Source organism: Pseudonocardia zijingensis, from assembly GCF_042657305.1.
GTDB lineage: Bacteria > Actinomycetota > Actinomycetes > Mycobacteriales > Pseudonocardiaceae > Pseudonocardia > Pseudonocardia zijingensis.
The window spans coordinates 159,136-183,344 of sequence record NZ_JBHSKO010000014.1; the positions used below are offsets into that span (position 1 = coordinate 159,136).

Below are 24,209 nucleotides of genomic sequence, written 5' to 3' on the forward strand. Positions count from 1 at the left end.
GGAAGGACCCATGACGACCAAGGCACTCATCGCCGCCACCCCCTGGTCCGCCGACAAGGCGAAGGCGGGGATGGTCGATTTCGCCACCGCGGGCCGCGGCTCGCTCGGCGGCCGCACCGTCCGCGTCGTCACCGAGCAGCTGCTGCGCGGCGGGCCCCGGCGCCAGGCGATCCGGGTGGAGGTCGACGGGCTCGCCGACCTGCGGGCGGACGACGTCCAGCTGCGCACCGGGGGCGGCTCCGCCGTGCCGGTCGAGGGCGTCGACGGCCCGCCCGGGTCGCTGCGCCTGCTGGTGCCCGCGGTCGACGCGCCCACGGCGCTGCGGCTCGCGATCCCGTCGCTCGACGCCGACGCCGCCGCCGCGGTGGACGTGGCGCTCGCGCCCGTGCGGGAGTGGACGATCCACCTCGTCCACCACAGCCACCTCGACATCGGCTACACCGACCCGCAGGGCACCGTGCTCGCCGAGCACGTCGCGTTCCTCGACTCCTGCCTCGACCTCGTCCGGGCCACCGCCGACCGGCCCGACGACGCGAAGTTCCGGTGGGCGGTCGAGTCGCTGTGGTCGTTCGAGCAGTGGGCGGCCGCGCGCTCCCCGGAACGCGTGCGGGAGTTCGTCGACTACGTCCGCGCGGGCCAGATCGAGCTCACCGCGCTGCCCTACAACCTGCACACCGACACCTGCTCCACCGACGAGCTGCACGAACTGCTGCGCCTCGCGCGCATCGTGCGCGGGCGCTACGGCGTGGAGTTCACCTCCGCCATGCAGACCGACGTGCCCGGCACCGTCGCGGGCCTGCCGGATGCGCTCGCCCAGATCGGCGTGCGCTACCTGTCGGTGGCCCACAACTGGGCCGGCCGCTCGGTGCCCCATCTCAACGGGGGGCAGCACCTGCCGCGGCTGTTCCGCTGGCGCTCGCCCGCCGGCAACTCGGTGCTGACCTGGATGACCGACAGCCCCCACGGCCTCGCCTACATGGAAGGCTCGGTGCTCGGCTTCGACACCTCCTACGAGGAGGTGGACGGCCTGCTGCCGGCCTACCTCACCGCGCTGGCCACGAGGCCCTACCCGTTCCCGCCGGGGATGTTCGGCTGGCACGGCGACGCCGTGCACGACCGCGAGCCCTACCCGTGGGACGTGCTGCACCTGCGCGTGCAGGGCATGTTCGGCGACAACGCGCCGCCGCGGCTGATCATGGCCGACACGGTGGCCCGCTGGAACGAGACGTGGCTGTACCCGCGGCTGCGCCTGTCGCGCAACGAGGACTTCTTCCGCGACGCCGAGGAGCGCCTCGACGGTCAGATCCAGGAGTTCGAGGGCGACTGGGGCGACTGGTGGGTCGAGGGCGTCGGCTCCGGCGCCCGCCCGCTCGCGATGACCCGCAAGGCGCAGGCCGCCGTCACCGGGGCGCAGACGATGAGCGGCATGTCCGCCCTGCTCGGCGGGTCGTCGCTGGCCGACGAGGCCGAGCACTCCGACCGCGTCTACCGCTCGATCTCGCTGTTCAACGAGCACACCTGGGGTGCGTCCAACCCCTGGACCGACGGCGACGAGGGCATGCACTCCGGGGAACAGCAGTGGCACTGGAAGTACGCCCACGGCGTGCACGCCCAGGACGACGCCGCCACGTTCACCGACCACGCCGCGGCCCGGCTCGGCGAGGTGCTCCCGCAGAGCACCGACGCCGTGGTCACCTACTACGCCACCAACACCACCGCCCTGGCGCGCACCGCCACCGTGCGGCTGTTCGTGCGCGAGAGCCGGGTGCCGCTGGACCGCACGATCGAGGTGCGCGACGGGCGCACCGGCAAACCGCTGCCGATCACCGTGGCCGGGCAGCAGAACCCGAAGCACCGCGACGCCGGCCGGATCGTCACCGTGCACGTGCCGGACGTGCCGCCGCTGGGCCACGTGCGGCTCGATGTGGTCACGCCGGAAGGGGAGGCGGAGGCGTCCGCCCCGGTGGCGGCCGAGCACCCCGACCCGCTCGTCATCCAGAACGAGCACCTGCGGGTGCGCGTCGACCTGTCCCGGGCGTGCATCGCGTCGATCGTGGAGCTCGCCACCGGCCGCGAGCTGGTGAACGCCGACGCCGTGGTCGGCTTCAACGCCTACGTCTACGACACCTACACCACGGCAGGCGGCTACAACCACCAGTCGAACAAGACCGCCGTGTCGCCGGAGCTGGAGCTGCTCGGCAGCCGCACCCTCGCCCGGCCGGCCGCGTTCATCGAGCGCGTCGACACCGGCGTGGAGCAGCGGCTCGTCTACGAGTACGCCGCCGACGGCGTGCGCTGGGCCCGCACCACGCTGCGCCTGGGCCGCGACCAGGCCCGCCTCGACATCGAGAACCGCCTGTCGAAGCCGCTGACGATGACGAAGGAGAGCGCGTTCTTCGCGTTCCCGTTCGCGGCCGACGACCCGACCGTCCGCTACGAGATCACCGGCGCGCTCACCGGCGACGGCCTCGACCACGTGCCCGGCGCCCCGCAGCACATGCGCGCCGTGCGGAACTGGGTGAGCATCGCCGACGGGGACCACGCGGTGGCGTGGGCCACCGACGAGGCGCCGCTCGTGCACCCGGAGACGATCGCGCTGCCGTACGCCCCGTTCCCGGACTCCACCACCCCGCGCGAGCCCGCCACCGTCTACTCGTGGGTGCACAACAACATCTGGGACACCAACTTCCCGTCCCAGCAGGGCTTCACCGCGTCCGTGCACTACGCGGTGGGCGTGCGGCGGGCCGGGGAGCGGCTGTCGCCGTCCGGGCTCGGCGTCCGCACGGCCGCCGACCTGACGCTTCCGGTGCACGGGGTGCTCGCGGCGGGTCCTTCCTCGGTCGAGCCCGCGCCGGAGCGTTCGCTGATCGAGCTCTCCGACGACCGCGTGCGGCTCGTCGCCGTGACCGGCGCGCCGGACGGGGTGCTGCTGCGGCTGCAGTCCTACGCCGAGGAGCCGGTGGCGGCTCGGGTGCGCATCGGTGTGCCGGTGGCGGCGGCATGGGCGGCGACGTACCTGGGCGACCGCACCGGCGAGCTGACCGTGGACGGCGACACGGCCGTGGTCGACCTGCCCCGGCTCGGCACGGCTGGCGTGCTGCTCGCCCTCGGGTGATCACCCCGGCCCCGGCGTGGTAGGCAGAGGGATGCGCGCGTACGGGTTCACCGAGGTAGGCGGTCCGGAGAAGCAGGCGTTCCTCGACGTCCCGGTTCCGGAGCCGGGTCCCGACGAGCTGCTCGTGCGGGTGCGGGCCTCCGGGGTGAACCCGGGCGACTGGCGGGTGCGCGACGGCTCCTACGGCACCAGCGGACCGGCGGTGTTGGGCCGGGAGGTGGCGGGCACGGTCGTCGCGCTCGGCCCCGGGGTGTCCGGGTTCGCCGTCGGCGACGAGGTCTTCGGCGGCTGCCCGGGCATGGTCGGCGGGTGGGCCGAGCAGGCGATCGTCACCGCATCGTTCGCGGCCCACCGGCCCGACGGCGTGAGCCCCGAGGACGCCGCGGCACTGCCCGTCGCGGCCGGTACCGCCTTCGACGCCCTCAACGCGTTCGACCTGCCCGCCGGGGCAACGGTGCTGGTCAACGGCGCAGGCGGGGGAGTGGGGGTGCCCGCCGTGCAGCTGGGCGTCGCCCGCGGGCTGCGGGTGATCGGCGTGGCGAGCCCCGCCAAGCACGACCTGGTGTCCGGGTTCGGCGGGGTGCCGGTCGCCTACGGCGACGGCGTCCTGGACCGGGTGCGGGCGGCCGCCCCGGACGGCGTGCACGCCATCCTCGACATGGTCGGCGGCGACGCCCTGCGCACCGTCGCGGAGCTCCTTCCCGACCGGTCGAAGCTGACGTCGATCGCCGACCGGTCCACCGCCGCCGAGCTGGGGGGCTTCTCGCTCGAGCGCGACCGCAGCACCGCCGTGCTCACCGAGCTCGCGCGGCTGGTGCAGGCGGGCGAGCTCGACCCGCACGTCACGGAGGTCCGCCCGCTCTCCGAGGCCGCGGCCGCCCTCGCGTTGGTCGAGGACGGGCATGCCACGGGGAAGGTCGTCATCGTCCTCTAGACCGGCCCCGCCCCCCGGGTATCGGTTGTCTGTTGCTGCAGCGGCAGCAATGGGCAACCGATACCTGCGTGTCAAGGGGCCTCCGGTGGGCGCCGCGCATCGTGCGGGGCATCACTTGGGCAGGCCGGGGCCTGCCCTCTTGGCGCGCGGTGCCACCTCCGGCCGGTCCCGCGGGCATGATCAGGGGTTTGGCGCGTTCCCGGGCGAAATCGACACGGGAATGCGCCAACTCTCGGATCATGGGCCGAATTTGCGCTCCGAGGTCGTCGATCAAGGGGAAATGGTCGCTAGATGATCTCTGGGAGCGACCATTTGCCTTGATCGCGGTGAAACCTTCGGCTTCGCCCCTCCTAGGGAGACCGCCTCCTGGTGGCGCCGCGCGCCAGGTCAGGCAGGCCCCTGGCCTGCCCGCGAAGCCTGCCGTAGGGGCCTCCCCGCACGATGCGCGGTGCCGCCAGGAGGCCCAGGAACGAGGGCATGATCGTTGCTCCGGCGCAAAACCCGACGTGACCGGGCGGGAAATGCGCCAGACCGGCGATCATGGCCGCGGCGCGCGCGCCCGTGGGATCCGCGGAACCCGGGAGGCCGTCAGCCCTCGGCCCCCGGGGCGACGGGGCCGAAGTAGGTGCCCGGGTGGGTCGCCCCGTCCTGGCGCAGGACCGCGCCGCCGGGCCAGTCGAGGTGGGCCGAGCGGGTCTCGTCGGGCGGGGTCACGAGCATGCCGGTGGGCGTCCACCCCGGGCCGTCCTGCGGCGGCAGCCAGGTGATCACGAAGTGGGCCGCCTGCCCGGGCTCGACGGAGAACGACTCCGGCGAGGCGGACGTGCGGCGCAGGGAGTAGGTGGGGCCCATCGGGTCGTCGGGGCCCTCGAGGTCGACGCCGCCGAAGCCGTGCATCAGGCAGGCGGTCGTCGAGGTGTTGGTCCACACGACCGTGGTGTGGCGCTGCCCGGCCTCGCCGGTGGTGCGTCCCAGGGACGGGGTCAGCTGGTCGAGCGTGCAGCGCGGCGCCTGCGCGGGGTCGTCCGCGGGCGCGGGTGCCGTCAGGGCCGCGGCGGGCGGCTGCGCGGCCGGTGCGGTGGGTGCCGACTGGCATCCCGCGAGCGCGGCCACCGCGGCGAGGGCCACGGCCGCGGCCCTGGCGGCCGTGGTGGGACGGATCAAGGACATGCGTCCAGGTTTCGGCGCGGCGGGGTCGCGCGCAAACACCCTGGTCCGCTTGGTGGCAGGAGCACCCGATCGGGAGCGCGGGCCGCGGATGTGACGGGTGGCACGCGGTGGGTACCCGGGTGGCATGGCTGCATGTGAGGTGTGCGGGAACGAGTACGACATGGCGTTCGAGGTGCGGGCACAGGGCGCTGTGCACGTCTTCGACAGCTTCGAGTGCGCGATCCACGCCATGGCACCCGTGTGCGAACACTGCGGGTGCCGGATCGTGGGGCACGGTGTGCAGGCCGCAGGCCGGTTCTTCTGTTGTGCCCACTGCGCGAACTCGGAGGGAGAGGGCGCAGGTTTGCGTGACCGGGTCGACGCGCCCGCGGGCGCTTCATAAAAGTTCGCCGGAGCAGGCGGAGAAAGGGTTTCGATCTCGGCGGGGTCGGGAACTCAGTGGCGCCGGGGACTGGATCACCGCGATCGGTGGTCCGGTTCCCGCCGCCATCAGCGGCACGTGAAGCTGCGTCGAAGGGAGAACCGCGCTGTGATCATTCTTGGAGTACTCCTCCTGCTGGCAGGCTGGCTGACCGGGATCAGCCTGCTCTACACGGTGGGAGCTATCGTGCTCATCGTCGGAGTCGTCTTCTTCATCCTGGGTAACGTCGGGCGACCGGTCGGCGGTCGAAAAGTCTGGTTCTAGAAGTCCGGTAGCGAGCGGCCGGGTCGGGACGGGGAGCAAGGTGCCCGTCCCGGCCCGGCCGGCGGTCGTTCCCGAGAATTCTCTCAACGCCCTCGGCGATCCCCGATGAGTCGTTGGAAACCGCGCATTCCGGCGCGGTCCACTGCAGTTTTGACGAGCCCGAACACGGCGCCCTGCAGAACCGCGGCGAGCAGCACCTCGCGCGTTCCGTAGTCCTCGTCGGTGGCGTTGGGCGGGGTCGGCTCGTTGGAGATCCGCTTCCAGATCTGGCCGAAGACGAGGTTCGCGGCCACCCCGCCGAGGACCCCGACCACGATTCCGAGCGGCTTGTAGGCGGCCTTCAGGACTCCGTTCATGGTGATGCGGGTACCCCGCCGTCCGGCGGGCATACCGGCCGTGGCGAGATCGGTGGGCAGGGGTGGGACATGGTGCGACGCGACGCGCGGGACCCGCGGGACGTGGTGCCGTTCTGGCTGCAGGTCGCCGCGGCGGTCGGCTGGCGGGCCCTGGTGGTGGCCGGTGCCGTCGCCGTGGTGCTGGCCGTCCTGAGCTACCTCGGGCCCGTCGTGGTGCCGGTCGCGGTGGCGCTGCTGCTGTCTGCGCTGCTGGCGCCGCTGGTGCGGACGCTGACGGCCGCGCGCGTGCCGCGCACCGCGGCGATCGCGGTGGCGATCCTGGGCGGCCTCGCGCTCGTCGGGGGGATCCTGACGTTCGCCGTCCAGGCGATCGTCGCAGGCCTCCCGGAACTGACCACGCAGCTCGCGGCCACCGTCGACGCGATCGTGAGCTGGTTGACCACCGGCCCGCTCGGGCTGTCGGCCGAGCAGCTGCGCGCGTTGCAGGACGAGCTGGCGGGCGCCCTCAGCGGCGGATCCGCCTCGCTCACGGCGGGCGCGCTGACCACGGCGGTGACGGTCGGCGAGGTGCTCGCGGGGGCGTTGCTGTCCGTCTTCAGCCTTGCGGTGTTCCTCTACGCGGGCCCGTCGATCTGGGCATTCGTGCTGCGGGCGGTGCCCGCGGCTCGCCGCGACCGGGTGGACGTCGCAGGCCGGCGCGGGCTGGCGGCCCTCGTGGCCTACACGCGGGCGACGGCCGTGGTGGCCGCAGTGGACGCGGTGGGCGTCGGGATCGGGTTGGCGGTGCTGGGGGTGCCGGTGGCGGCCGCCCTGGCGGCGCTGGTGTTCCTCGGCGCGTTCATCCCGATCATCGGCTCGACGCTCGCGGGCGGGCTCGCCGTGCTCATCACGCTGGCCACGCGCGGCCCGGTGTCGGCCCTGATCGCCCTCGGCGTGATCATCGCGGTGATGCAGCTGGAGGGCCACGTGCTGCAGCCGCTGCTGATGGGCCGCGCGGTGAAGCTGCACCCGCTCGCGATCGTGCTCGCCGTCTCCGTCGGACTGCTGGCCGGCGGCATCGCGGGTGCGCTGCTCGCGGTGCCGGTGCTGGCGGTGGCGAACTCGGCGATCCGGTCGCTGCGCAGCGACGCCGACCGCACCGTCGCGCCGGAGGACGTGCACACGAGCGAACCGGCGGACTCCGGCCCGCCGGAGCCGGGTCTGGAGCGGCAGGAGCCGTTCGAGACGACGGGTGACGACGACGGGTAGGAGGCGACGAGCAGCCATGGACGACGGTGCGACGGGACCCCTGCCCGGGGGACTCGTGCGCAGCGACCCCGCGACCCCGGGGCTCACCCGGCGCCGGTGCGGCCGCGGCTTCCGCTACCTGGGCCCGGGGGGCGAGCCGGTGCCTCCCGAGATCGCGGCGCGCGTGCGGTCGCTGGTGATCCCACCCGCCTGGGAGGACGTGTGGATCTGCGCGGACGAGACCGGGCACATCCAGGCGGTCGGGACGGACGCCGCCGGGCGGCGCCAGTACCTCTACCACGAGGAGTGGCGCCGCCACCGCGACGAGCGCAAGCACGACCGCGTGCTCGGGCTGGCCCGGCGGATGCGGGACGTCCGCACCGAGGTGCGGCGGCGGATGGGGCTGCGGGGCCTCGGCCCGGAGCGGGTGCTCGCGGGCGCGGTGCGGCTGCTCGACACCGGCGCGTTCCGGTCGGGCGGCACGGAGTACGCACCCGGCGACGAGGACGACGAGGGCACGTTCGGGCTGGCCACCCTGCGCCGCGAGCACGTCCGCCTGCACCGGGGCGAGGTGCTGTTCACGTTCGTCGGCAAGGGCGAGGTGGCCCACCGGCTCGCGCTGCGGGACCCGGCGGTGCACCGGCTCGTCGGGGGCCTGCTGCGCCGCCGGGACGACAGCGACAGCCTGCTCGGGTACCGCGACCGCCAGGGGTGGCACGACGTGCGGGCCGAGGACCTCAACGCGTCGGTGAAGGAGCTGATCGGGCGCCGCTACACGGCCAAGGACCTGCGCACCTGGAACGCCACCGTGCTCGCCGCGGTGCGGCTCGCGGTCGCCGCGCAGGACGGGGTGCCGCGGTCGGCGCGGGCGCGCAAGCGCGTGCTGACGGCGGCCGTGCGCGACGTCGCGGAGCACCTGGGCAACACGCCGGCCGTGGCCCGCGGCTCCTACATCGACCCGCGCGTGCTGGAGCGGTTCGAGGACGGGCGCACGGTGCTGCCCACGTTGCGCCGGGCCGGCTCGCCGGACCTGCTGGACGACGCGCGGCGCGCGGCGTTCGAGCGGGCGGTGGTGCGGCTCCTGCGCACCCCGGACGACCGGGCGTGAGAGACCGGGGCGTGAGCCGCGGGGTGCCGGGTACGTCCCGGGGCATGGGGCGCGACCTGGAGGACCTGCGGGCCGCCGCGGCCGGCTGCACCGACTGCGAGCTGCACGCGGACGCCACGCAGACGGTCTTCGGCGAGGGCCCGCAGTCGGCCTGGCTCATGATGGTGGGGGAGCAGCCCGGTGACCGGGAGGACCGGGCCGGAGAACCGTTCGTCGGGCCGGCCGGGCGGGTGCTGGACGAGGCGCTCACCCGGGCCGGGATCGACCGCGACGAGGTCTACCTCACGAACGTGGTGAAGCACTTCCGGTTCGAGCGGCAGGGGAACCGGCGCATCCACAAGACGCCGGGGGTGACCCACATCCGGGCGTGCCGGCAGTGGTTCGACGGGGAGCTCGCGGCCGTGCGGCCGCGGGTCGTGGTCACCCTGGGGGCGACGGCGGCGAAGGCGCTGCTCGGCCCGACGTTCCGGATCACCGGTGAGCGCGGCACGGAGCGGGAGTGGGAGGGCCACCGGCTCGTGCCGACGATCCACCCGTCGGCGATCCTGCGCGGGTCGCCCGAGGACCGTGCCGACGCCATGGACGCCTTCGTCGCCGATCTCGCCGTGGCCGCCCGGCTGCGGTAGCGCCCGTCACGGCTCGAGCAGGCTGCTGATCGTGTCGATCTCGCCCGGATCGGCGCCGTTCTCCTGCAGCAGCTGCCGTAACTGGTCCTCCCCGGCGGCACCCGGCGGGTACGGGCGGTTGGCCACCAGCAGGCGAGCCCACCGCTGCGGGTCGTCGACGTCGCCGCGGCGCAGGGCGGCGGCCAGGTCGGGCTCGGAGGACTCGTTGACCGAGACCTGCCGGCCCGCGGCGACCGGCGGCTGCTGCGCCCCGGGTTGATCGGTCCCGCTGCGTCCCCCGCCCGAGCAGCCCGCGAGGGGCAGCACCGCCAACGCGACGGCGACGAGAGCCGTGGAGACCCGGGTGGACGCGGTCACGGTTCAGATCTCCGGCTCGACGTCGCTCTCCTCCTGGGCGAGCCGTTCGTCCAGGGACTGGCCGTCGCGCTGCTCGCGCGGCGTCGGGCCGTGCTGGTCGGCCCCGGACCAGGTCTCGGTGGGCTCCGGTGCCTCCGCGCCCTCCTCCAACGGGTCGGCCCCGAGCTCGTCCTCGTCGAGCTGCTCGCTCGGGCTGATGCTCGGGGAGTCGAAGTCGCTGGTCATGGTCACCGGTTACCCGGGCGGGGTCGGCACAACCGCGCCGATCCGGAATCCCGGCCCGCCCCGGTGGGTATCCGCCGGGACATGGACCTCCAGTTCCTCCGAGACCTGACCGCGGTGCCGGGCCCCTACGCCACGGTCTACCTGGACGATTCACACGACACCGAGGACGCGGACCGGCTCCACGAGCTGCGGTGGGCCGAGGCCCGCCGGCAGCTGGAAGGCGCGGGCGCCGACGCGACCACGTTGGAGGCCCTCGACGCCGCCGCGGCGACCGCACCGCGCGTCGGCGGCCGGGCCGGGCGCGTGCTGGTGGCGGCGGGGACCGGGCCTCCCGGCGAGCGGGTGCGCCTCGACCGCACCCTCCCGGAGCCGCCCGCCACGCCGTCGGCGACCTGGGCCCCGGTGCCCGACCTGCTCCCGATGCTGGTGGAGCAGCCCGAGCACGTCCCGGCCGTGGCCGTGCGGGTGGACGAGACCGGGGGAGAGGTCTTCCGGTCGCAACCCGGCAACGCGCCCGCGGAGGTGGAGCAGGTGCGGGGCGACGAGCTCGTGCACAAGGTGCGCGGGGGCGGGTGGTCGCACCTGGCCATGCAGGAGCGGGTCGAGGAGAGCTGGCGGCGCAACGCCGCCGACCTCGCCCAGCGCGTCGACAAGCTGGTGGCCGCGACGGGTGCCCGGGTCGTGGTGGTCACCGGCGACGCGCGGTCGCGCAGCCGCCTGATCGACGCGCTCGGCAGCCGCGCCGCCGAGCTCGCCGTGCAGGTCGAGCGCAGCGGCGGCCCCGTGGACGTCGACGAGCTGACCGCCGCGGTGGACGAGGCCGCCCGGGACGTCGTGGTGGCCGACCGGCGGGCGCTCGTCGACCGGTACGAGAAGGCGACCGGCCGGGCGGACGGGCTGGCCGTCGAGGGTGTCGACGGCGTGCTCGCAGCGCTGCGCTCCGGCGCGGTCGACACCGTGCTCCTCGACACCGTGTTCCTCGACGGCGGTGTGCGCCGCGATCGGACTGTGTGCGTGGCCGACGAGCCCACCCACGTGGCGACCACGCCCGACCAGCTGCGTGCCCTCGGTTCGGAGCCCACCGGTGAGGCGGCGGTGGACGCGGCTCTGACGCGGGCGGCCGCGGCGTCCGGGGCCGCTCTCGTGCCGTTCCCGCCCGACGGCGACGGCCGGCCGACCGGTCCGTCAATGGCCGACGGGGTGGCCGCACTGCTGCGCTACCCCGTGCCCTCCGGGGCCTGAGCCCGGTCCGCCTCGGCGGCGCGGGCCCGTTGCGGCACCACGGTGTCGCGCGGGTCGGCCGCGGAGGCCTTGCCGGCGAGGAACACCCCGAAACGCGTGAGCAGCGAACCGGCCATCAGCGCCGCGCCGGACGCGGCGGCCACGCCGCGGTGCCGCCGCCCGGCGAGCGCCCCGGCCGCCCCGATCACGGACAGCGCCTTGGCCACGCGCATGCAGGTGCCCGCGGCGCCCGTGCGGTAGCGGTCGCCGATCAGGCCCAGGCGGTGCTCCATCAACGCGCCCGCCGCGAGCTCCACGGCCGCGCCCGCCGCACCCAGCCGCGCGGCAGGCGCGTTCTCGGCCACGGGGGCACCGACCAGACCCAGCCCACCGGCCGCGGCCGCGGCGCTCCCGCCGAAGACGAACGGCATCTCGCGGTACGCCCCGTGCCACGCGGGCACCGCGGTGTTCGTCAGCAGCACCGCCGTGTAGGAGGTCATCGGGCCGCCGAGCGCGGCCGCGCCGACCCCGGCCAGGCGGCCGAGCGCGGGCGCGATCCCCGTGAGCTCCGACGCGGCCGCCGCCGAGGCGAGCGCCGAGAACGGGGACAGGATCCAGGTGCCGACCGAGAGCGGGGAGGTCGGCTTGACCACCCGCAGCATGTTGAGGAACCGGGCGGGCCGGTGCAGGTCGTGCACCAGCAGCACCACACCGGCGAGCGCACCTCCCGCCGCTCCCAGCCGGGCGGTGCGCGCCAGCCCGGGCCGTCCGGTGGCCCTCGCGAACTCGGCCACCACGGCCGACGCCCCCGCGAGCCCGCCGCTGAACAGGTAGCCGGGAACGTCCGGGTTCTTCCACGTCGGCTGCTTGAGGATCGGCCGGCCGTAGTACGAGCGGAAGTCGGCCGGCGGGACGGCAGGCTCTTCCACCGGCTTGCGGCGGTCGGCGTGGGCGCGGGTCATCGCGCGGCCCCCAGGAACGCCGCCGCCACGGCGGCCACCACCCCCGCCGCCGCCACCGCGGCGCGCTTCCACATCGCGGGCAGGTCGCGGGTGGTGACCACGGGGTCCGGCGGCAGCCCGTAGACCTCCGGCTCGTCGAGCAGCAGGAAGAACGCGCCATCACCGCCGACCCCGTCGGCCGGGTCGTGCCCGTACAGCCGTGCCTTCTCCACCCCGGCCGCCTGCAGCGCGTCCACCCGCCGCGCGGCCCGTTCGCGCAGCTCGTCGAGTTCGCCGAACTGGATCGAGTCGGTGGGGCACGCCTTCGCGCACGCCGGTTCCTGGCCCGCGCCGAGCCGGTCGTAGCACAGCGTGCACTTCCAGGCCCGCCCGTCGCCGGGCCGGATGTCGATCACCCCGTACGGGCAGGCGGGCACGCAGTAGCCGCAGCCGTTGCAGATGTCCTCCTGCACCACCACCGTGCCGAACTCGGTGCGGAACAACGACCCCGTCGGGCACACGTCGAGGCACGCGGCGTGGGTGCAGTGCTTGCAGACGTCGGAGGCCATCAGCCACCGGACCTCGCGGTCGGCCTCCACCGCACCCTGCGGCACCGAGGGCATCCCCAGGTCCACCGCGTGCCGGTCGGGCGTCGTCTGCTCGACGAACGCCACGTGCCGCCAGGTGGACGCGCCGAGCCCCACGGAGTTGTCGTAGGACATCCCGGTGAGGTCCAGCCCGTCGTCGGGGACGAGGTTCCACTCCTTGCAGGCCACCTCGCACGCCTTGCAGCCGATGCAGACCGACGTGTCGGTGAAGAAGCCCATCCGCGGTGGGTGCTCGGCGTACCCCGCCTCACCGGCCGGGTCCGGCAGCGGTGCCGCCAGGCGCTGGTCGAGCGTGAAGCTCATGGCGATGCCTTCCCGTCGTGGTGACCGTCGTGGTGCCCGTCGCGGTCGATCGCCGCGGTCCCGGTCTCGGCCGTGATCCCGGCTCGCTGCTGGTAGGACTCGACCAGGTCCTCCCGCGCCTGCCCCCGCGGTCGCCGACCCGGGCGGATGTCGCAGATGGAGGCTTTCGTCGGCTGGATGTGCACGTTGGGGTCGAGCACGATCGGCAGCAGCTCGTTGGCCGCGTCGCCGGTGGAGATGCCGTTCGGGCCCCAGTGGTAGGGCAGGCCGATCTGGTGGATCGTGTGGCCGCCCACCTTGATCGGCCGCATCCGCTCCGTCACGACGACGCGGGCCTCGATCGCGGTGCGCGGGCTGACGATCGTGGCCCACCCGAGGTGCTCGAGGCCTCGCTCGGCCGCGAGTGCGGGGGAGACCTCGCAGAAGAACTCCGGCTGCAGCTCCGACAGGTGCGGCAGCCAGCGGCTCATCCCGCCCGCCGTGTGGTGCTCGGTGAGCCGGTAGGTGGTGAACACGTACGGGAAGACGTCACCGCCCTGCTGCCCGCCACTGGGGCCGTACCGGTTGAACCGGTGCGGGAAGACCCGCCGCGCAGGGTTGGCCTGCTGGCCGTAGAGCAGGTTCTCCACCGGCGACTCCGACGGCTCGTAGTGCGCGGGCAGCGGTCCGTCCGCGAGCCCCGCGGGCACGTACAGCCACCCGCGGCCGTCGGCCTGCATGATGAACGGCTCCGCGCCCCCGATCGCGTCCTCGCGCTCCGCGCCCTCCGGGGGCTCGTAGTCGGGCGGCTTCTCCACCTGGAAGTCCGGGGTGTCGTGCCCGATCCAGCGCTCCTGCTCGGCGTCCCACCAGACGTAGGCCTTGCGCTCGCTCCACGGCTTCCCGGCCGGGTCGGCGGAGGCGCGGTTGTAGAGGATGCGCCGGTTCATCGGCCACGCCCAGCCCCACTCCGGCGCCACCCAGTTCTGCTCCTCGCCCGGCTTGCGCCGCGCGGTCTGGTTCGTCCCGTCCGCGTAGGCGCCGCAGTAGATCCAGCAGCCGCAGCGCGTGGAACCGTCCGTACGGAGCTGGGTGTAGCCCGACAACGGTGCGCCGTCGGCGTCCCAGCCGTTGATCTCGGCGAGCACGGCCTCCGCCGACGGCTCGGCGGTTGGGCCCTCCGTCGGGTAGTCCCAGGTCAGGTCCAGCACCGGGCGGTCGCGCTCGTCGGTGGAGGCGGCGAGCTTCTCCCGGATGATCCGGCCCAGGTGGTAGTAGAACCACAGCTCGCTGCGCTGGTCGTCGATCGGCTCCACCGCCTTGTGGTGCCATTGCAGCATCCGCTGGGTGTTGGTGAAGCTGCCGTCCTTCTCCACGTGCGACGCCGCGGGCAGGAAGAACACCTCCGTGCCGATGTCCTCCGTGCGCAGCAGCCCGGACTCCAGCTCCGGCGCGTTCTGCCAGAACGTGGCCGTCTCGATCATGTTGAGGTCCCGGACCACCAGCCACTTCAGGTTGGCCAGCCCGAGCCGGTTCATCCGCGAGTTCGCCGTGCCGACGGCCGGGTTCTCCCCGATCACGAAGTAGCCCTCGCCGCCGCCCTCGACCTGCTTGACCACCGTGTCGTAGTTGGAGTGCCCCTCGGTGAGGCGCGGGAGGTAGTCGAAGCAGAAGTCGTTGTCCGCAGTGGCCGCGTCGCCCCACCACGCCTTGAGGAGGCTCACGGCGTAGGCGTCCATGTTCCCCCAGTACCCCTGGGTCCCCGCGTCGGCCTTCACGTAGCTGTCCAGGTCGAGGTGCTCGTGCGCGTGCGGCATCGGCAGGTAGCCGGGGAGGATGTTGAACAGCGTCGGGATGTCCGTCGAACCCTGGATCGAGGCGTGCCCGCGCAGCGCCAGGATGCCGCCGCCCGGGCGCCCGATGTTGCCCAGCAGCAGCTGCAGGATCGCCGCCGTGCGGATGTACTGCACCCCGACGGTGTGGTGGGTCCAGCCCACCGCGTAGGCGATCGCGCTCGTGCGGTCGCGCCCGGAGTTGGCGGTGAGCGCCTCGGCCACCCGCAGGAACTCCGCCTCGCTGACCCCGCAGATCTCGGAGACGATCTCCGGGGTGTAGCGCGCGAAGTGCCGCTTCAGCACCTGGAACACGCACCGGGGGTGCTGCAGCGTGTCGTCGCGCCGGGGATGGCCGCGGAACGAACCCCCGCCCGCGCCCGCCGTCTCCATCATCGAGTTCTCGCGGACGTGCTCGCCCGACTCGGAGTCGCCGCCCCCGTGCGGCAGGAGAGCCCACTGGTCGCGCTGCCCCGCCGCGGCCGCGACGTCCGCACCCTCGTACTGCCAGGTCTGCGGGTCGTAGTGGCGGCCTTCCTCGTCGAAGCCGGAGAACAACCCGTCGAGGTCCTCCGTGTCGCGGAAGTCCTCGCGCAGGATCATCGGCGCGTTCGTGTAGGCCACCACGTACTCGCGGAACCACTTGTCGTGCGTCAGCACGTGGTTGATCAGCCCACCGAGGAACGCGATGTCACTGCCCGCGCGCAGCGGCACGTGGATGTCGGCCAGCGCGCTGGTGCGGGTGAACCGCGGGTCGACGTGGATGATCGTGGCGCCGCGCGCCTTCGCCTCCATCACCCACTGGAACCCCACCGGGTGGCACTCGGCCATGTTCGAGCCCTGGATGACGATGCAGTCGGAGTTCTGCAGGTCCTGCTGGAACGTCGTGGCCCCGCCGCGACCGAAGCTGGTCCCCAGACCGGGGACGGTGGAGGAGTGTCAAACACGGGCCTGGTTCTCGATCTCCACAGCGCCCAGGGCGGTGTAGAGCTTCTTCATCAGGTAGTTCTCCTCGTTGTCCAGCGTCGCCCCGCCGAGGCTCGCGAACCCGAGGGTGCGCCGCAGGACCCGGCCCTCCTCGTCGGTGTCCTCCCACGTGCGCCTGCGGGTCTCGAGGACCCGGTCGGCGATCATGTCCATCGCCGTGTCGAGGTCGAGGTCCTCCCACTCGGTGCCGTGCGGACGCCGGTAGCGGACCTTCGTCTGCCGCAGCGGCGAGGTCACCAGCTGCGTCGACGCCGACCCCTTCGGGCACAGCCGCCCCCGCGACACGGGCGAGTCCGGGTCGCCCTCGATCTGCGTGACCCGGCCCTCCGAGACGTACACCTGCTGCCCGCACCCCACCGCGCAGTACGGGCACACCGACTTCACCACCTCGTCGGCGGTCGTCGTGCGCGCGGTCAGCTCCCGGCTGCGCTTCGACTTCGCCGCCGCACCCCGCCCCAGCGGGTCGGCCGACGTCAGCTGGCGGAAGGCCGGCCAGCGCCCGGCGAGGTCGCGCAGTCCCATCCGGATCTCCTCGGGTGCTCGGGTGCTCCGCTCCTGCGGTACCCCTGATCGCCCGGGGCTACGCCGAGCCCGGTGGATAAGGTGTGCGACGGAGGCGTCTGGGCGCCTGGTGGCCCCCGCGGTCTTCAAAACCGACGTGGCCGAGCATCTCGGTCAGGCGGGTTCGATTCCCGTCCGCCTCCGCCACACGGCCTCCGCGGCTCCGTCGGGCCCGGCGATCATGCCCCGCGCTGGCGGTCGCTCGTGGGAGATTGCTCCTCGGGGCGCCGTGCGCCTTGGTCGGTTGGCCTTGGCCTGACCGCGGTGATCACGGCGGGCCTGGGGCCTCCGGTGGCGCCGCGCATCGTGCGGCGCCGCACCTCACGCGTCAAGGGCGCCTTCGGCGTCGCTGCGCGAGCGCTTCGCGCCCCGTGACCCGTGAGCCTCTGCGGCCCCTCCCGGGCATTCGCGTGGGCAGGCAGGGCCTGCCCTCTTGGCGCGCGGCGCCACCGGCGGCCGGTTCTGCGGCCATGATCATAGGTTTGGCGCGTTCCCGGGCGTTTTCGACACGGGAATGCGCCAACTCTCCGATCATGGGCCGAATTTGCGCTCCGAGGTCGTCGCTCAAGGGGAAATGGTCGCTAGATGATCTCTGGGAGCGACCATTTGCCCTTGATCGCCGTGAGATCCGCCGTTCGGCCCCAGATCGCCGCGCGGGCAGTCGTCTCCAGGAGGCTGCCTGGTGGCGCCGCGCGCCAACGGGGCAGGCCCCTGGCCTGCCCGCGAAGCCTGCCGTAGGGGCCGCAGAGGCTCGCAGGTCAAGGGGCGCGCAGCGACGCCGGAGGCGCCCTTGACCTGGGAGGGGCGGCCCCGCACGATGCGCGGCGCCACCAGGAGGCCAGCCCCGCAAAGGAGGCATGATCGTTGCTCCGGCGCAAACCCCGACACGAGGAGTCGGAAAACGCGCCAAGCCGGCGATCATGGCCGCCACACGGTCAGGGCCGCACCCGGATCCGTCCGGCACCGGCCTCGACGCTCCCGATCACCGCGGCCTGCACCCCCTCCTCCCGCAGCTGGGACACCGCGGCGGCGGCGCGGGCGGGTTCGGCGCCGAACAGCAGCCCGCCGGAGGTCTGGGCGTCGGCGAGGAGCAGCACGTCGGTGTCGGTGACGCCGGGGGCGGTGTCGAGGGCCTCCGTGACCCAGTCGCGGTTGCGGCGGGTGCCGCCGGGCACGACGCCGGCGTCGGCCTGTGCGCGGACACCGGGCAGCAGGGGCACGGCACCGGTCTCGACGACCGCATCGACCCCGGAGGCGGCGGCCATCTTGCGCAGGTGGCCGAGCAGCCCGAAGCCGGTGACGTCGGTACAGCCGCCCGCGCGTGCGGTCCGGGCGGCGTCGGCCGCCGCGGCGTTGGGCGTGCACATCGCGGTGACGGCGGCGTCGAGCAGTTCGGCCGTGGCCGTGCCGGCCTTCACGGCGGTGGTGGCGATCCCGACGCCGAGCGGCTTGGTGAGGACGAGCGCGTCGCCGGGGCGCAGGCCGGCGTTGGTGAGGATGCGCTCGGGGTGGACCTCCCCGACGACCGCGAGCCCGTACTTGGGTTCGGGGTCGTCGATGGAGTGGCCGCCGACCACGGCGAACCCGCAGTCGCGGCCGACGTCCGCGCCGCCTGCGAGGACCTCGCCGAGCACGTCCGGTGGCAGCACCTCCGACGGCCAGGCCACGATGTTGAGCGCGAACAGCGGCCGCCCGCCCATCGCGTAGACGTCGGACACGGCGTTGGTGGCGGCGATGCGCCCCCACGTGCGCGGGTCGTCGACGACGGGGGTGAAGAAGTCGGTGGTGGCGACGAGGGCGCGGTCGGCGTCGAGCCGCCACACCGCGGCGTCGTCGCCGGTCTCGGTGCCGACCAGCAGGTCGGGGTGCGTGGCGGGGGTGATGGTGGCGAGGATCTCCGCCAGCTTGCCGGGGCCGATCTTGCAACCGCAGCCTGCGCCGTGGCTGAACTCCGTGAGCCTGCGTGCGCCTGCCTGGTCGATCGTCACATCCGTCACAGCCGGATCGTAAGGGCGGTGACACACTCTGGCCGTGCTCGATCCCCGCCGTCGCGTCCCCCGCACGGATGCGGTGCTCGCCGATCCCCGGATCGCCGCGGCCGCGGCCCGGCTCGGCAGGCCGCTGGTCAAGGAGGCGGTCACGGCGGCGCAGCAGCAGGCCCGTGACGGCCTGATCGCGCCGGAGGACGTGGCGGAGGCCGCTCTCGCCGCGTTGCCGCCGGTGGCCACCAGCTTGCGTTCGGTGCTGAACGCCACCGGGGTCGTGCTGCACACCAACCTGGGCCGGGCGCCGCTGGGCCCGGCGGCGCGCGAGGCGCTGGGCGTGGCTGCCGGGAACTGCGACGTCGAGCTGGACCTCGCCACCGGGGCCCGCGGCCGCCGCGGTGCCGGGGTGGTCGATGCGCTGCGCGCCGCGGTGCCCGGGGCGGGCGGGGCGCACGTGGTGAACAACGGGGCCGCGGCGCTCGCGCTGATCGCCGCCACGTTCGCGGTGGGGCGCGAGATCGTGGTCTCGCGCGGCGAGCTGGTGGAGATCGGCGACGGGTTCCGGATCCCGGATCTTGTGGAGTCGACGGGGGCGCGGTTGCGGGAGGTCGGCACGACCAACCGCACCCACCTGGCCGACTACGAGCGCGCGATCGGGCCGGACACCGCGTTCGTGCTCAAGGTGCACCCGTCGAACTTCACGGTCACCGGGTTCACCAGCGCCGTCGGCGTGGAGAAGCTCGCCGGGCTCGGGGTGCCGGTGGTGGCCGACATCGGGTCAGGGCTGCTCGCGCCGCACCCGCTGCTGCCCGACGAGCCGGACGCCGCGAGCGTGCTCGCCGCGGGGGCCGTGCTGGTGACGGCGTCGGGCGACAAGCTGCTGGGCGGGCCGCAGGCCGGGTTGATCCTCGGGGACGGCGAGCTGGTGGAGCGGGTGCGCCGGTTCCCGCTCGCCCGCGCGATGCGGGTGGACAAGCTGACGCTCGCCGCGCTGGAGGCCACGCTGCGCGGGCCGGTGCCGCCCGTGCGCGCCGCGCTCGACGCACCCGTGGCCGAGCTGCGGGCGCGGGCCGAGGCGCTCGCCGCCCAGCTCCCGGACGTGGACGTGCGGGTGGTCGACTCTGCTGCCACGGTCGGTGGCGGCGGGGCGCCCGGCGTCACCCTGGACAGCGTGGCGCTCTCCCTTCCCGAGTCCTACGCCGCCGCCCTGCGCGCGGGCGAGCCCGCCGTGCTCGGGCGCCTCGAGTCCGGCCGCTGCCTGCTCGACCTGCGCGCGCTCGCCCCTGCCGACGACGAGGTGCTCGCGGGGTGCGTCCGGGCGGTGCGGAGCGGCGCGTGACCTCGCGGGTGGTGGCGACGGCCGGGCACGTGGACCACGGCAAATCCACGCTGGTCCGCGCGCTCACCGGGATGGAGCCCGACCGGCTGGCCGAGGAGCGGCGCCGCGGGCTCACCATCGACCTCGGGTTCGCCTGGACGACGCTGCCGTCGGGCACCGACCTCGCGATCGTCGACGTCCCCGGCCACGAGCGATTCGTCACGACGATGCTCGCCGGCGCGGGCCCGGTGCCCGCGGTGCTCGTGGTGGTGGCCGCCGACGAGGGGTGGATGCCGCAGTCGGCCGAGCACCTCGACGCGCTGGACGCGCTGGGCGTGGAGCACGGCCTGCTCGTCGTCACGCGCTGCGACCTGCTCGACCCCGAGGTCGCCCGGGAGGACGCGCTGGCCGAGATCCGCCGCTCCACGCTGGGCGAGGTCGGCGTGGTGGAGGTGTGCGCCACCCGCGGGGAGGGGCTCGACGCGCTGCGCACGGCGCTGGACGGCCTCGTCGGCGCGCTCCCCGAGCCCGATCCCGAGGCGGACGTCCGGCTCTGGGTCGACCGCGCGTTCACCATCAAGGGCGCGGGCACCGTGGTCACCGGCACCCTCGGCGCCGGCACGATCCGGGTGGGCGACGAGCTGGAGCTGCGGGGCAGGCGGGTGCACGTGCGGGGGCTGCAGAGCCTCGGCGAGCCGGTGGAGGTGGCGCGGGGGGTCGCGCGGGTGGCGGTGAACCTGCGCGGCGTGCCGCGGGAGGCGGTGGCGCGCGGCGACGCCCTGCTCACGCCGGAGTCCTGGATCGCCCCGGCCGAGTTCGACGTGGCGCTGCGCGGGGTACGCGGGGGCGAGCCGGGAGCGCTGCCGTCGGAGGTGGTGCTGCACGCCGGCTCGGCGGCCGTGGCGGGGCGTGTGCGGCCGCTGGGTCCGGGGTTCGTCCGGCTGCGCCCGGAACGACCGCTGCCGCTCCGGATCGGGGACCGGGTGGTGCTGCGCGACCCCGGCCGGCGGGCCGTCGTCGCGGGCGCCGGCGTGCTCGACGTCCGCCCGCCCGCGTTGCGCCGCCGGGGCGCGGCCGCTCGCCGGGCCGCCGAGCTGGCGGAGCCGGGAGCGGGCACCGGCGCGGTGGAGCTGCGCAGGCGGGGCCAGGTCCGGGCGGCGGAGCTGCTGGCGATGGGAGTGCCGCCCGCGTCGGTGGAGGACGCGCGGCCCGCGGTGCGGGCCGACGGCTGGCTGCTCTCCCCGGGCCGGGCGCGCGAGGCGGTGTCGTCGCTGGCCGCGGCCGTGCGCGCGCACGACGCCGCCGAGGCGCTCGACCCCGGCCTCCCGATCGAGGCGGCCCGCCGGGCGGCGCAGCTGCCCACACCGGGGCTCGTGGCGGCGCTGCTGGCCGCCGTGCCCGCGGGTGAGCGGGCCGCGGCCCCGGAGCTGCGCGACGGCCGGGTGCACCTCGGCCGGGAGCGCGGGCTGCCCGAGCGGGTGCGCACGGCGCTGGAGGCGCTGCGGGCCGACCTCACCGCCGACCCGTTCCGCGCCCCGGAGGCCGCCCGGCTCGCCGAGCTCGGCCTCGGCGCGCGGGAGCTGGCCGCGCTCGTCCGCGCCGGTGAGCTGGTCGCGGTGGCCGACGGGGTGGTGCTGCTGCCGGACGCGCCGGAGCGGGCCGTGGAGCTGCTGCGCGGAGCGGGTGACTCGTTCACCCTCAGCGAGGCCCGTCAGGTGCTCGGCACGACCCGCCGGGTGGCGGTGCCGCTGCTCGAGCACCTCGCGCGGACCGGGCGCACCGTCCGCGTCGACGACCGCGCCCACCGGCTCCGCTGACGATCAGCGCTCCTGCTCGGGCAGCAGGTTCCCGAGCGGCCCGAGGTCGATGTTGAGGTCCTCGGGACGCAACCCGAAGTGCTCGCGCAGCTCGGTCATCGCCTGCTCCAGCTTCATGAGCCCGAGCCCGAGCTCCTCCACCTTCTCCTCCGGCAGGTCGCCCGACTCCACCCGGCGCAGGGCCTGCCGCTCCATGAGTTGGCGGATCAGCTCGACGAGCGTGAGGACGAGCCTGCCCAGGCCCCGGCCCACCGAGTCGGGGTCGAGCTCGAGGCGCTCCGGCACGTGGGTCACCGTTCCTCCAAGGTCTGCACCGAGCTCACCAGCGCGCGCAGCGAGACGTGCACGAGGTCGACGTCGGCCAGCGAGATGGTCACCTCGCCCGTGATCACGACGCCGCCCGCGAGCAGCCGGTCGAGCAGGTCGACCAGCGCGACGTCCCGGGTCGGGGCGGCGGTCACGGCTCCTCCAGCCCGGCGAACGAGTAGGGCGCCCACGGGCCGGTGAGCTCCAGCCGCAGGCCGTCGCGCGTCTGCTCCTCGACGGCCTGCCGGAGCGCCTCCTCGTCCTCCACGAGGTAGGCGGCGTTGAGCACCATCTCCTCGGACCGGCCCGACAGGCGCGGGTCCTGTGGCGGGTATCGACGGCTCGCGAGCGCGGCGGCGGCGAGCGCCTGGTGCGCGGCGTCGGCCGCGGCGTGGGCCGCCTCCAGGCCGGATTCCGCGCGCTTGCGCTCGGCGAGCCGGCGCGCCAGGTAGGACGCCCCGGGCCCGGCGCCGTCCGTGGGCTCCGGCACCGGCTGGGTGGCCGACGGCTCGGCGAAACCCTTCACCCCCCACTCGACGCGGCCGCGCACGCGGTCCAGCGCCGCCGTGAACGCCGCGCGCCGCTCGGTGAGCAGGCCGCGGACGCGGTCGTCGTCGAGGTAGACGGTGGCCAGCCGCACCGGGGCGACCGGGCCGGCCTGCGCGACCGCGTCGACGACGCCGTGGTGGGCCCGGGCGGTGTCCTCGAGCCACCGCAGGTCCTCCAGGTTGTGCTTCAGCGGCTCCTCGCCGAACCGGTCGGCAGCCACCGAGCTCACCACGGCCGCGAGCCCGTCCTCGACGACCCGGCGCACCGGAGCGCCGTCGACCCCGTGACCGACGTCGGGCTCCTGCGCTCGCGCGTCCGTGACGGCGTAGAGGTAGACGAGCGGCTCAGCCATCGCCGCCCTCCACCGCGCGCCCGTCGGTGCGCTCCTGTTCCAGGGCGCCGATGCGCTCGCGCAGCCTGCGGTTCTCCTCCAGCACGTCGCGCTGCCCCGAGCTCAGCGTGGGGTCGTGCTCCCACCAGTCGATGCCCATCTCCCTGGCCTTGTCGACCGAGGCCACGAGGAGCCGGATCTTGATGGTCAGCAGTTCGATGTCGAGCAGGTTCACGCGGATGTCGCCCGCGATCACGATGCCCTTGTCCAGCACCCGCTCCAGGATGTCGGCGAGGTTCGTCGACTCCTGGCGGTGGTCCTGGCGGCGGGCGGTCTCGCGGGCGCGGCCGGGAACCGGCATGCCACCGGATGTCATCGGCACCTCCCGTCGAGCTCGCCGCGGGCGTAGCGGCGCACCCGCTTGTAGGACTTCAGCGCACCGTCGCGGCCCACCTCCACCTCGTAGATCGCGAGCACGTCCTGGGTGTCCGGGATCCGCCGGATCTCGACGACCTCCACGCCGACCTTCCAGCCGTCGTCCGTGCCGTCGATCGAGATCACGCACTCCGGGCTGCGCCCGGTGAACTCGGCGACGTGCTCCGCGGCCTTGCGGGCCGCGAGCGCGGGGCCGCCACCACGCGCCGGGCGCCTGCGCGGCTCCCGGTCGTCGGTCCTCTCCTCGTCGGCCACAGCTCCTCCCCGGGTCGTCACCGCCGCCGCGCCATCAGCCGCTGCAGCAGCTCGTTCTCCAGCTCTGCCGCCTCCGCCTCGGAGATCTCGCCGGACCGGCGGGCCTCGTCGACCGCCTCCAGGTGCGCCCGGATCCGGGCCGGGTCGTAGTACTGCTCCTCGGCCTGGTCGCGGATCTGCTCGGCCAGCCACAGGACCCCGCGCACGGGGGCCAGCGGCAGGCCGAGCAGCCCGGTCAGGAGTCCCACTGGTCCTCGGTTCCCGGAACGAAGTCGTACGGCGCCAACGGCCCGAGCAGCCGCAGCCGGACGCGCCCGTGGAGCCGCTTGCCCTGCTCCTCGACGGCGTCCTCGAACGCCTGCGCCTGCGCGCGCTCCACCAGGAACGCCGCGTCCACGACCTGGTCGGGCTGGCCGGGTGTGCGCGCCACCGCGTCGACAGCGTGCTGGTCCAACGCCCCCAGCAGCTCGTCCGCGTCGAGGTCGCGCCGCTCCTCGAGCGCCTGGACCACGAGCTCGCCCAGCCGCAGCCGCTGGTGGTAGGTGGCCTCCTCCGGCAGCCCGTGGATCTCCTGCTGCAGCTCGCGGATCTCCGGGCGCTGTTCGAGCACCTCGCCGAGCACCGGCTCCTCCTCGTAGCGACCCTTGAGCGTGTACTGGGTACACCCCTCGAGGTCGCGCAGTGCCGCCACGAAGTGGTCGTGGTGGGGGGCGAGCAGCTCCTCCACCACACCGTCCTCCTCGACCACGGCGGGGAAGCGCATCGGCAGCACGGCCGTCTCCGCCGCCACCGTGTCCACCACGGTCTCGTGGGCGATCAGGTCGTCGCGCGTGCCGAGTGGACGGTCGGTGGGGACGTCGCCGACCAGGGCGGCGAGGTCACCGTGGACCACCGTGGACACCTTGCCCGACGGACCGAGACCCTTCAGGCCCGACGGCAGCTGGGCGTCGGCCGGGACGAGTCCGTACACGTACACCG

At 74.5% G+C, this 24,209-nt stretch carries 25 protein-coding genes and 1 tRNA gene; 11 read left to right on the forward strand and 15 right to left on the reverse strand.

What is annotated here, in order from left to right:
* Window positions 1–10: 10 nt before the first annotated feature.
* Window positions 11–3,115, forward strand: coding sequence for a glycoside hydrolase family 38 N-terminal domain-containing protein (locus ACFPL3_RS25370; protein ID WP_343939174.1), 3,105 nt, complete (start codon window positions 11–13; stop codon window positions 3,113–3,115).
* Window positions 3,116–3,146: 31 nt separating this feature from the next.
* Window positions 3,147–4,049: an NADP-dependent oxidoreductase gene (locus tag ACFPL3_RS25375; protein WP_343939172.1), complete on the forward strand. Its 903-nt coding sequence runs from the start codon at window positions 3,147–3,149 to the stop codon at window positions 4,047–4,049.
* A 588-nt stretch (window positions 4,050–4,637) separates the two neighbouring features.
* On the opposite strand, the gene ACFPL3_RS25380 is transcribed toward ACFPL3_RS25375, so the two are convergent.
* A complete protein-coding gene (locus ACFPL3_RS25380; RefSeq protein WP_343939170.1) occupies window positions 4,638–5,219 on the reverse strand; it encodes a DUF4232 domain-containing protein in 582 nt (193 codons plus the stop codon).
* Between the two features lie 124 nt (window positions 5,220–5,343).
* On the opposite strand from ACFPL3_RS25380, the gene ACFPL3_RS25385 reads away from it, so the two are divergent.
* The gene (locus ACFPL3_RS25385; protein WP_343939168.1) at window positions 5,344–5,601 is read left to right on the forward strand and encodes a hypothetical protein; all 258 of its coding nucleotides are present in this window, start codon (window positions 5,344–5,346) and stop codon (window positions 5,599–5,601) included.
* Window positions 5,602–5,718: 117 nt separating this feature from the next.
* Window positions 5,719–5,904: a hypothetical protein gene (locus ACFPL3_RS25390; RefSeq protein WP_343939203.1), complete on the forward strand. Its 186-nt coding sequence runs from the start codon at window positions 5,719–5,721 to the stop codon at window positions 5,902–5,904.
* An 83-nt stretch (window positions 5,905–5,987) separates the two neighbouring features.
* On the opposite strand, the gene ACFPL3_RS25395 is transcribed toward ACFPL3_RS25390, so the two are convergent.
* A complete protein-coding gene (locus tag ACFPL3_RS25395; RefSeq protein WP_343939166.1) occupies window positions 5,988–6,260 on the reverse strand; it encodes a DUF4235 domain-containing protein in 273 nt (90 codons plus the stop codon).
* Window positions 6,261–6,329: 69 nt separating this feature from the next.
* Between ACFPL3_RS25395 and ACFPL3_RS25400 the strand changes: the two genes are divergently transcribed.
* The 3 genes from ACFPL3_RS25400 to ACFPL3_RS25410 are packed head-to-tail and all read left to right on the forward strand — an operon-like array spanning window position 6,330 to window position 9,221.
* Window positions 6,330–7,508, forward strand: coding sequence for an AI-2E family transporter (locus tag ACFPL3_RS25400; protein WP_343939164.1), 1,179 nt, complete (start codon window positions 6,330–6,332; stop codon window positions 7,506–7,508).
* Between the two features lie 16 nt (window positions 7,509–7,524).
* Complete coding sequence (locus ACFPL3_RS25405; RefSeq protein WP_343939162.1) at window positions 7,525–8,595, forward strand: DNA topoisomerase IB; 1,071 nt, start codon at window positions 7,525–7,527, stop codon at window positions 8,593–8,595.
* Window positions 8,596–8,639: 44 nt separating this feature from the next.
* The gene (locus ACFPL3_RS25410; RefSeq protein ID WP_343939201.1) at window positions 8,640–9,221 is read left to right on the forward strand and encodes a UdgX family uracil-DNA binding protein; all 582 of its coding nucleotides are present in this window, start codon (window positions 8,640–8,642) and stop codon (window positions 9,219–9,221) included.
* A 6-nt stretch (window positions 9,222–9,227) separates the two neighbouring features.
* Here the strand turns inward: ACFPL3_RS25410 and ACFPL3_RS25415 are convergent, their stop codons facing one another.
* Entirely contained in the window at window positions 9,228–9,578 is a 351-nt protein-coding gene (locus ACFPL3_RS25415; RefSeq protein ID WP_343939160.1) for a hypothetical protein, read from the reverse strand.
* Between the two features lie 3 nt (window positions 9,579–9,581).
* On the reverse strand, window positions 9,582–9,803 hold the full coding sequence (locus ACFPL3_RS25420) for a hypothetical protein (protein WP_343939158.1): 222 nt from the start codon (window positions 9,801–9,803) through the stop codon (window positions 9,582–9,584).
* Window positions 9,804–9,884: 81 nt separating this feature from the next.
* Here ACFPL3_RS25420 and ACFPL3_RS25425 point away from each other — a divergent pair, with 81 nt between their 5' ends.
* Complete coding sequence (locus ACFPL3_RS25425; protein WP_343939156.1) at window positions 9,885–11,045, forward strand: baeRF2 domain-containing protein; 1,161 nt, start codon at window positions 9,885–9,887, stop codon at window positions 11,043–11,045.
* Here ACFPL3_RS25425 and nrfD read toward each other — a convergent pair.
* The 3 genes from nrfD to fdh are packed head-to-tail and all read right to left on the reverse strand — an operon-like array spanning window position 11,021 to window position 16,196.
* Entirely contained in the window at window positions 11,021–11,986 is a 966-nt protein-coding gene (gene nrfD / locus ACFPL3_RS25430; protein WP_343939154.1) for an NrfD/PsrC family molybdoenzyme membrane anchor subunit, read from the reverse strand. The genes ACFPL3_RS25425 and nrfD overlap by 25 nt on opposite strands.
* On the reverse strand, window positions 11,983–12,876 hold the full coding sequence (locus tag ACFPL3_RS25435; protein WP_343939152.1) for a 4Fe-4S dicluster domain-containing protein: 894 nt from the start codon (window positions 12,874–12,876) through the stop codon (window positions 11,983–11,985). The genes nrfD and ACFPL3_RS25435 overlap by 4 nt, the downstream gene beginning before the upstream one ends.
* Window positions 12,873–16,196 carry a formate dehydrogenase gene (gene fdh, locus ACFPL3_RS25440; RefSeq protein WP_343939150.1) on the reverse strand — a complete coding sequence of 1,108 codons (3,324 nt, stop codon included), beginning with the start codon at window positions 16,194–16,196 and terminating at the stop codon, window positions 12,873–12,875. Before fdh ends, ACFPL3_RS25435 begins: the two co-directional genes overlap by 4 nt.
* A 90-nt stretch (window positions 16,197–16,286) precedes the next feature.
* On the opposite strand from fdh, the gene ACFPL3_RS25445 reads away from it, so the two are divergent.
* A tRNA-Sec gene (locus ACFPL3_RS25445) sits at window positions 16,287–16,382 on the forward strand.
* A 788-nt stretch (window positions 16,383–17,170) separates the two neighbouring features.
* Here ACFPL3_RS25445 and selD read toward each other — a convergent pair.
* A complete protein-coding gene (selD, locus tag ACFPL3_RS25450) occupies window positions 17,171–18,217 on the reverse strand; it encodes a selenide, water dikinase SelD (RefSeq protein ID WP_343939199.1) in 1,047 nt (348 codons plus the stop codon).
* A 49-nt stretch (window positions 18,218–18,266) separates the two neighbouring features.
* Between selD and selA the strand changes: the two genes are divergently transcribed.
* Together selA and selB are read left to right on the forward strand one after the other, a co-directional pair.
* On the forward strand, window positions 18,267–19,559 hold the full coding sequence (selA, locus tag ACFPL3_RS25455; RefSeq protein ID WP_343939148.1) for an L-seryl-tRNA(Sec) selenium transferase: 1,293 nt from the start codon (window positions 18,267–18,269) through the stop codon (window positions 19,557–19,559).
* Window positions 19,556–21,355 (forward strand): selenocysteine-specific translation elongation factor, encoded by a 1,800-nt coding sequence (selB, locus tag ACFPL3_RS25460; RefSeq protein WP_379589678.1) that lies wholly within the window; start codon window positions 19,556–19,558, stop codon window positions 21,353–21,355. The genes selA and selB overlap by 4 nt, the downstream gene beginning before the upstream one ends.
* A 3-nt stretch (window positions 21,356–21,358) precedes the next feature.
* Here the strand turns inward: selB and ACFPL3_RS25465 are convergent, their stop codons facing one another.
* Genes ACFPL3_RS25465 through ACFPL3_RS25495 form a run of 7 tightly spaced genes read right to left on the reverse strand, consistent with a single transcriptional unit; the run spans window position 21,359 to window position 24,207 of the window.
* Window positions 21,359–21,649, reverse strand: coding sequence for a gas vesicle protein K (locus ACFPL3_RS25465; protein ID WP_343943847.1), 291 nt, complete (start codon window positions 21,647–21,649; stop codon window positions 21,359–21,361).
* Window positions 21,646–21,816, reverse strand: a complete 171-nt coding sequence (locus ACFPL3_RS25470) for a gas vesicle protein (protein ID WP_379589679.1) — start codon at window positions 21,814–21,816, stop codon at window positions 21,646–21,648. Before ACFPL3_RS25470 ends, ACFPL3_RS25465 begins: the two co-directional genes overlap by 4 nt.
* Window positions 21,813–22,562, reverse strand: coding sequence for a GvpL/GvpF family gas vesicle protein (locus ACFPL3_RS25475; RefSeq protein ID WP_379589680.1), 750 nt, complete (start codon window positions 22,560–22,562; stop codon window positions 21,813–21,815). Before ACFPL3_RS25475 ends, ACFPL3_RS25470 begins: the two co-directional genes overlap by 4 nt.
* On the reverse strand, window positions 22,555–22,902 hold the full coding sequence (locus ACFPL3_RS25480) for a gas vesicle protein (protein ID WP_379589683.1): 348 nt from the start codon (window positions 22,900–22,902) through the stop codon (window positions 22,555–22,557). Before ACFPL3_RS25480 ends, ACFPL3_RS25475 begins: the two co-directional genes overlap by 8 nt.
* An 11-nt stretch (window positions 22,903–22,913) precedes the next feature.
* A complete protein-coding gene (locus ACFPL3_RS25485) occupies window positions 22,914–23,231 on the reverse strand; it encodes a gas vesicle protein GvpO (RefSeq protein WP_343943845.1) in 318 nt (105 codons plus the stop codon).
* A gap of 17 nt (window positions 23,232–23,248) precedes the next feature.
* Entirely contained in the window at window positions 23,249–23,479 is a 231-nt protein-coding gene (locus ACFPL3_RS25490) for a gas vesicle protein GvpG (protein ID WP_343943844.1), read from the reverse strand.
* Window positions 23,467–24,207 (reverse strand): GvpL/GvpF family gas vesicle protein, encoded by a 741-nt coding sequence (locus tag ACFPL3_RS25495; protein ID WP_343943843.1) that lies wholly within the window; start codon window positions 24,205–24,207, stop codon window positions 23,467–23,469. Before ACFPL3_RS25495 ends, ACFPL3_RS25490 begins: the two co-directional genes overlap by 13 nt.
* Between the last annotated feature and the right edge of the window lie 2 nt (window positions 24,208–24,209).

Bases quoted from the DNA above. Each gene is read 5' to 3' on its own strand.
- ACFPL3_RS25370 (WP_343939174.1), top strand. From the start codon at position 11: ATGACGACCAAGGCACTCATCGCCGCCACCCCCTGGTCCGCCGACAAG.
- ACFPL3_RS25375 (WP_343939172.1), top strand. From the start codon at position 3,147: ATGCGCGCGTACGGGTTCACCGAGGTAGGCGGTCCGGAGAAGCAGGCG.
- ACFPL3_RS25380 (WP_343939170.1), bottom strand. From the start codon at position 5,219: ATGTCCTTGATCCGTCCCACCACGGCCGCCAGGGCCGCGGCCGTGGCC.
- ACFPL3_RS25385 (WP_343939168.1), top strand. From the start codon at position 5,344: ATGGCTGCATGTGAGGTGTGCGGGAACGAGTACGACATGGCGTTCGAG.
- ACFPL3_RS25395 (WP_343939166.1), bottom strand. From the start codon at position 6,260: ATGAACGGAGTCCTGAAGGCCGCCTACAAGCCGCTCGGAATCGTGGTC.
- ACFPL3_RS25400 (WP_343939164.1), top strand. From the start codon at position 6,330: ATGGTGCGACGCGACGCGCGGGACCCGCGGGACGTGGTGCCGTTCTGG.
- ACFPL3_RS25405 (WP_343939162.1), top strand. From the start codon at position 7,525: ATGGACGACGGTGCGACGGGACCCCTGCCCGGGGGACTCGTGCGCAGC.
- ACFPL3_RS25410 (WP_343939201.1), top strand. From the start codon at position 8,640: ATGGGGCGCGACCTGGAGGACCTGCGGGCCGCCGCGGCCGGCTGCACC.
- ACFPL3_RS25420 (WP_343939158.1), bottom strand. From the start codon at position 9,803: ATGACCAGCGACTTCGACTCCCCGAGCATCAGCCCGAGCGAGCAGCTC.
- ACFPL3_RS25425 (WP_343939156.1), top strand. From the start codon at position 9,885: ATGGACCTCCAGTTCCTCCGAGACCTGACCGCGGTGCCGGGCCCCTAC.
- nrfD (WP_343939154.1), bottom strand. From the start codon at position 11,986: ATGACCCGCGCCCACGCCGACCGCCGCAAGCCGGTGGAAGAGCCTGCC.
- ACFPL3_RS25435 (WP_343939152.1), bottom strand. From the start codon at position 12,876: ATGAGCTTCACGCTCGACCAGCGCCTGGCGGCACCGCTGCCGGACCCG.
- ACFPL3_RS25475 (WP_379589680.1), bottom strand. From the start codon at position 22,562: ATGGCTGAGCCGCTCGTCTACCTCTACGCCGTCACGGACGCGCGAGCG.
- ACFPL3_RS25480 (WP_379589683.1), bottom strand. From the start codon at position 22,902: ATGCCGGTTCCCGGCCGCGCCCGCGAGACCGCCCGCCGCCAGGACCAC.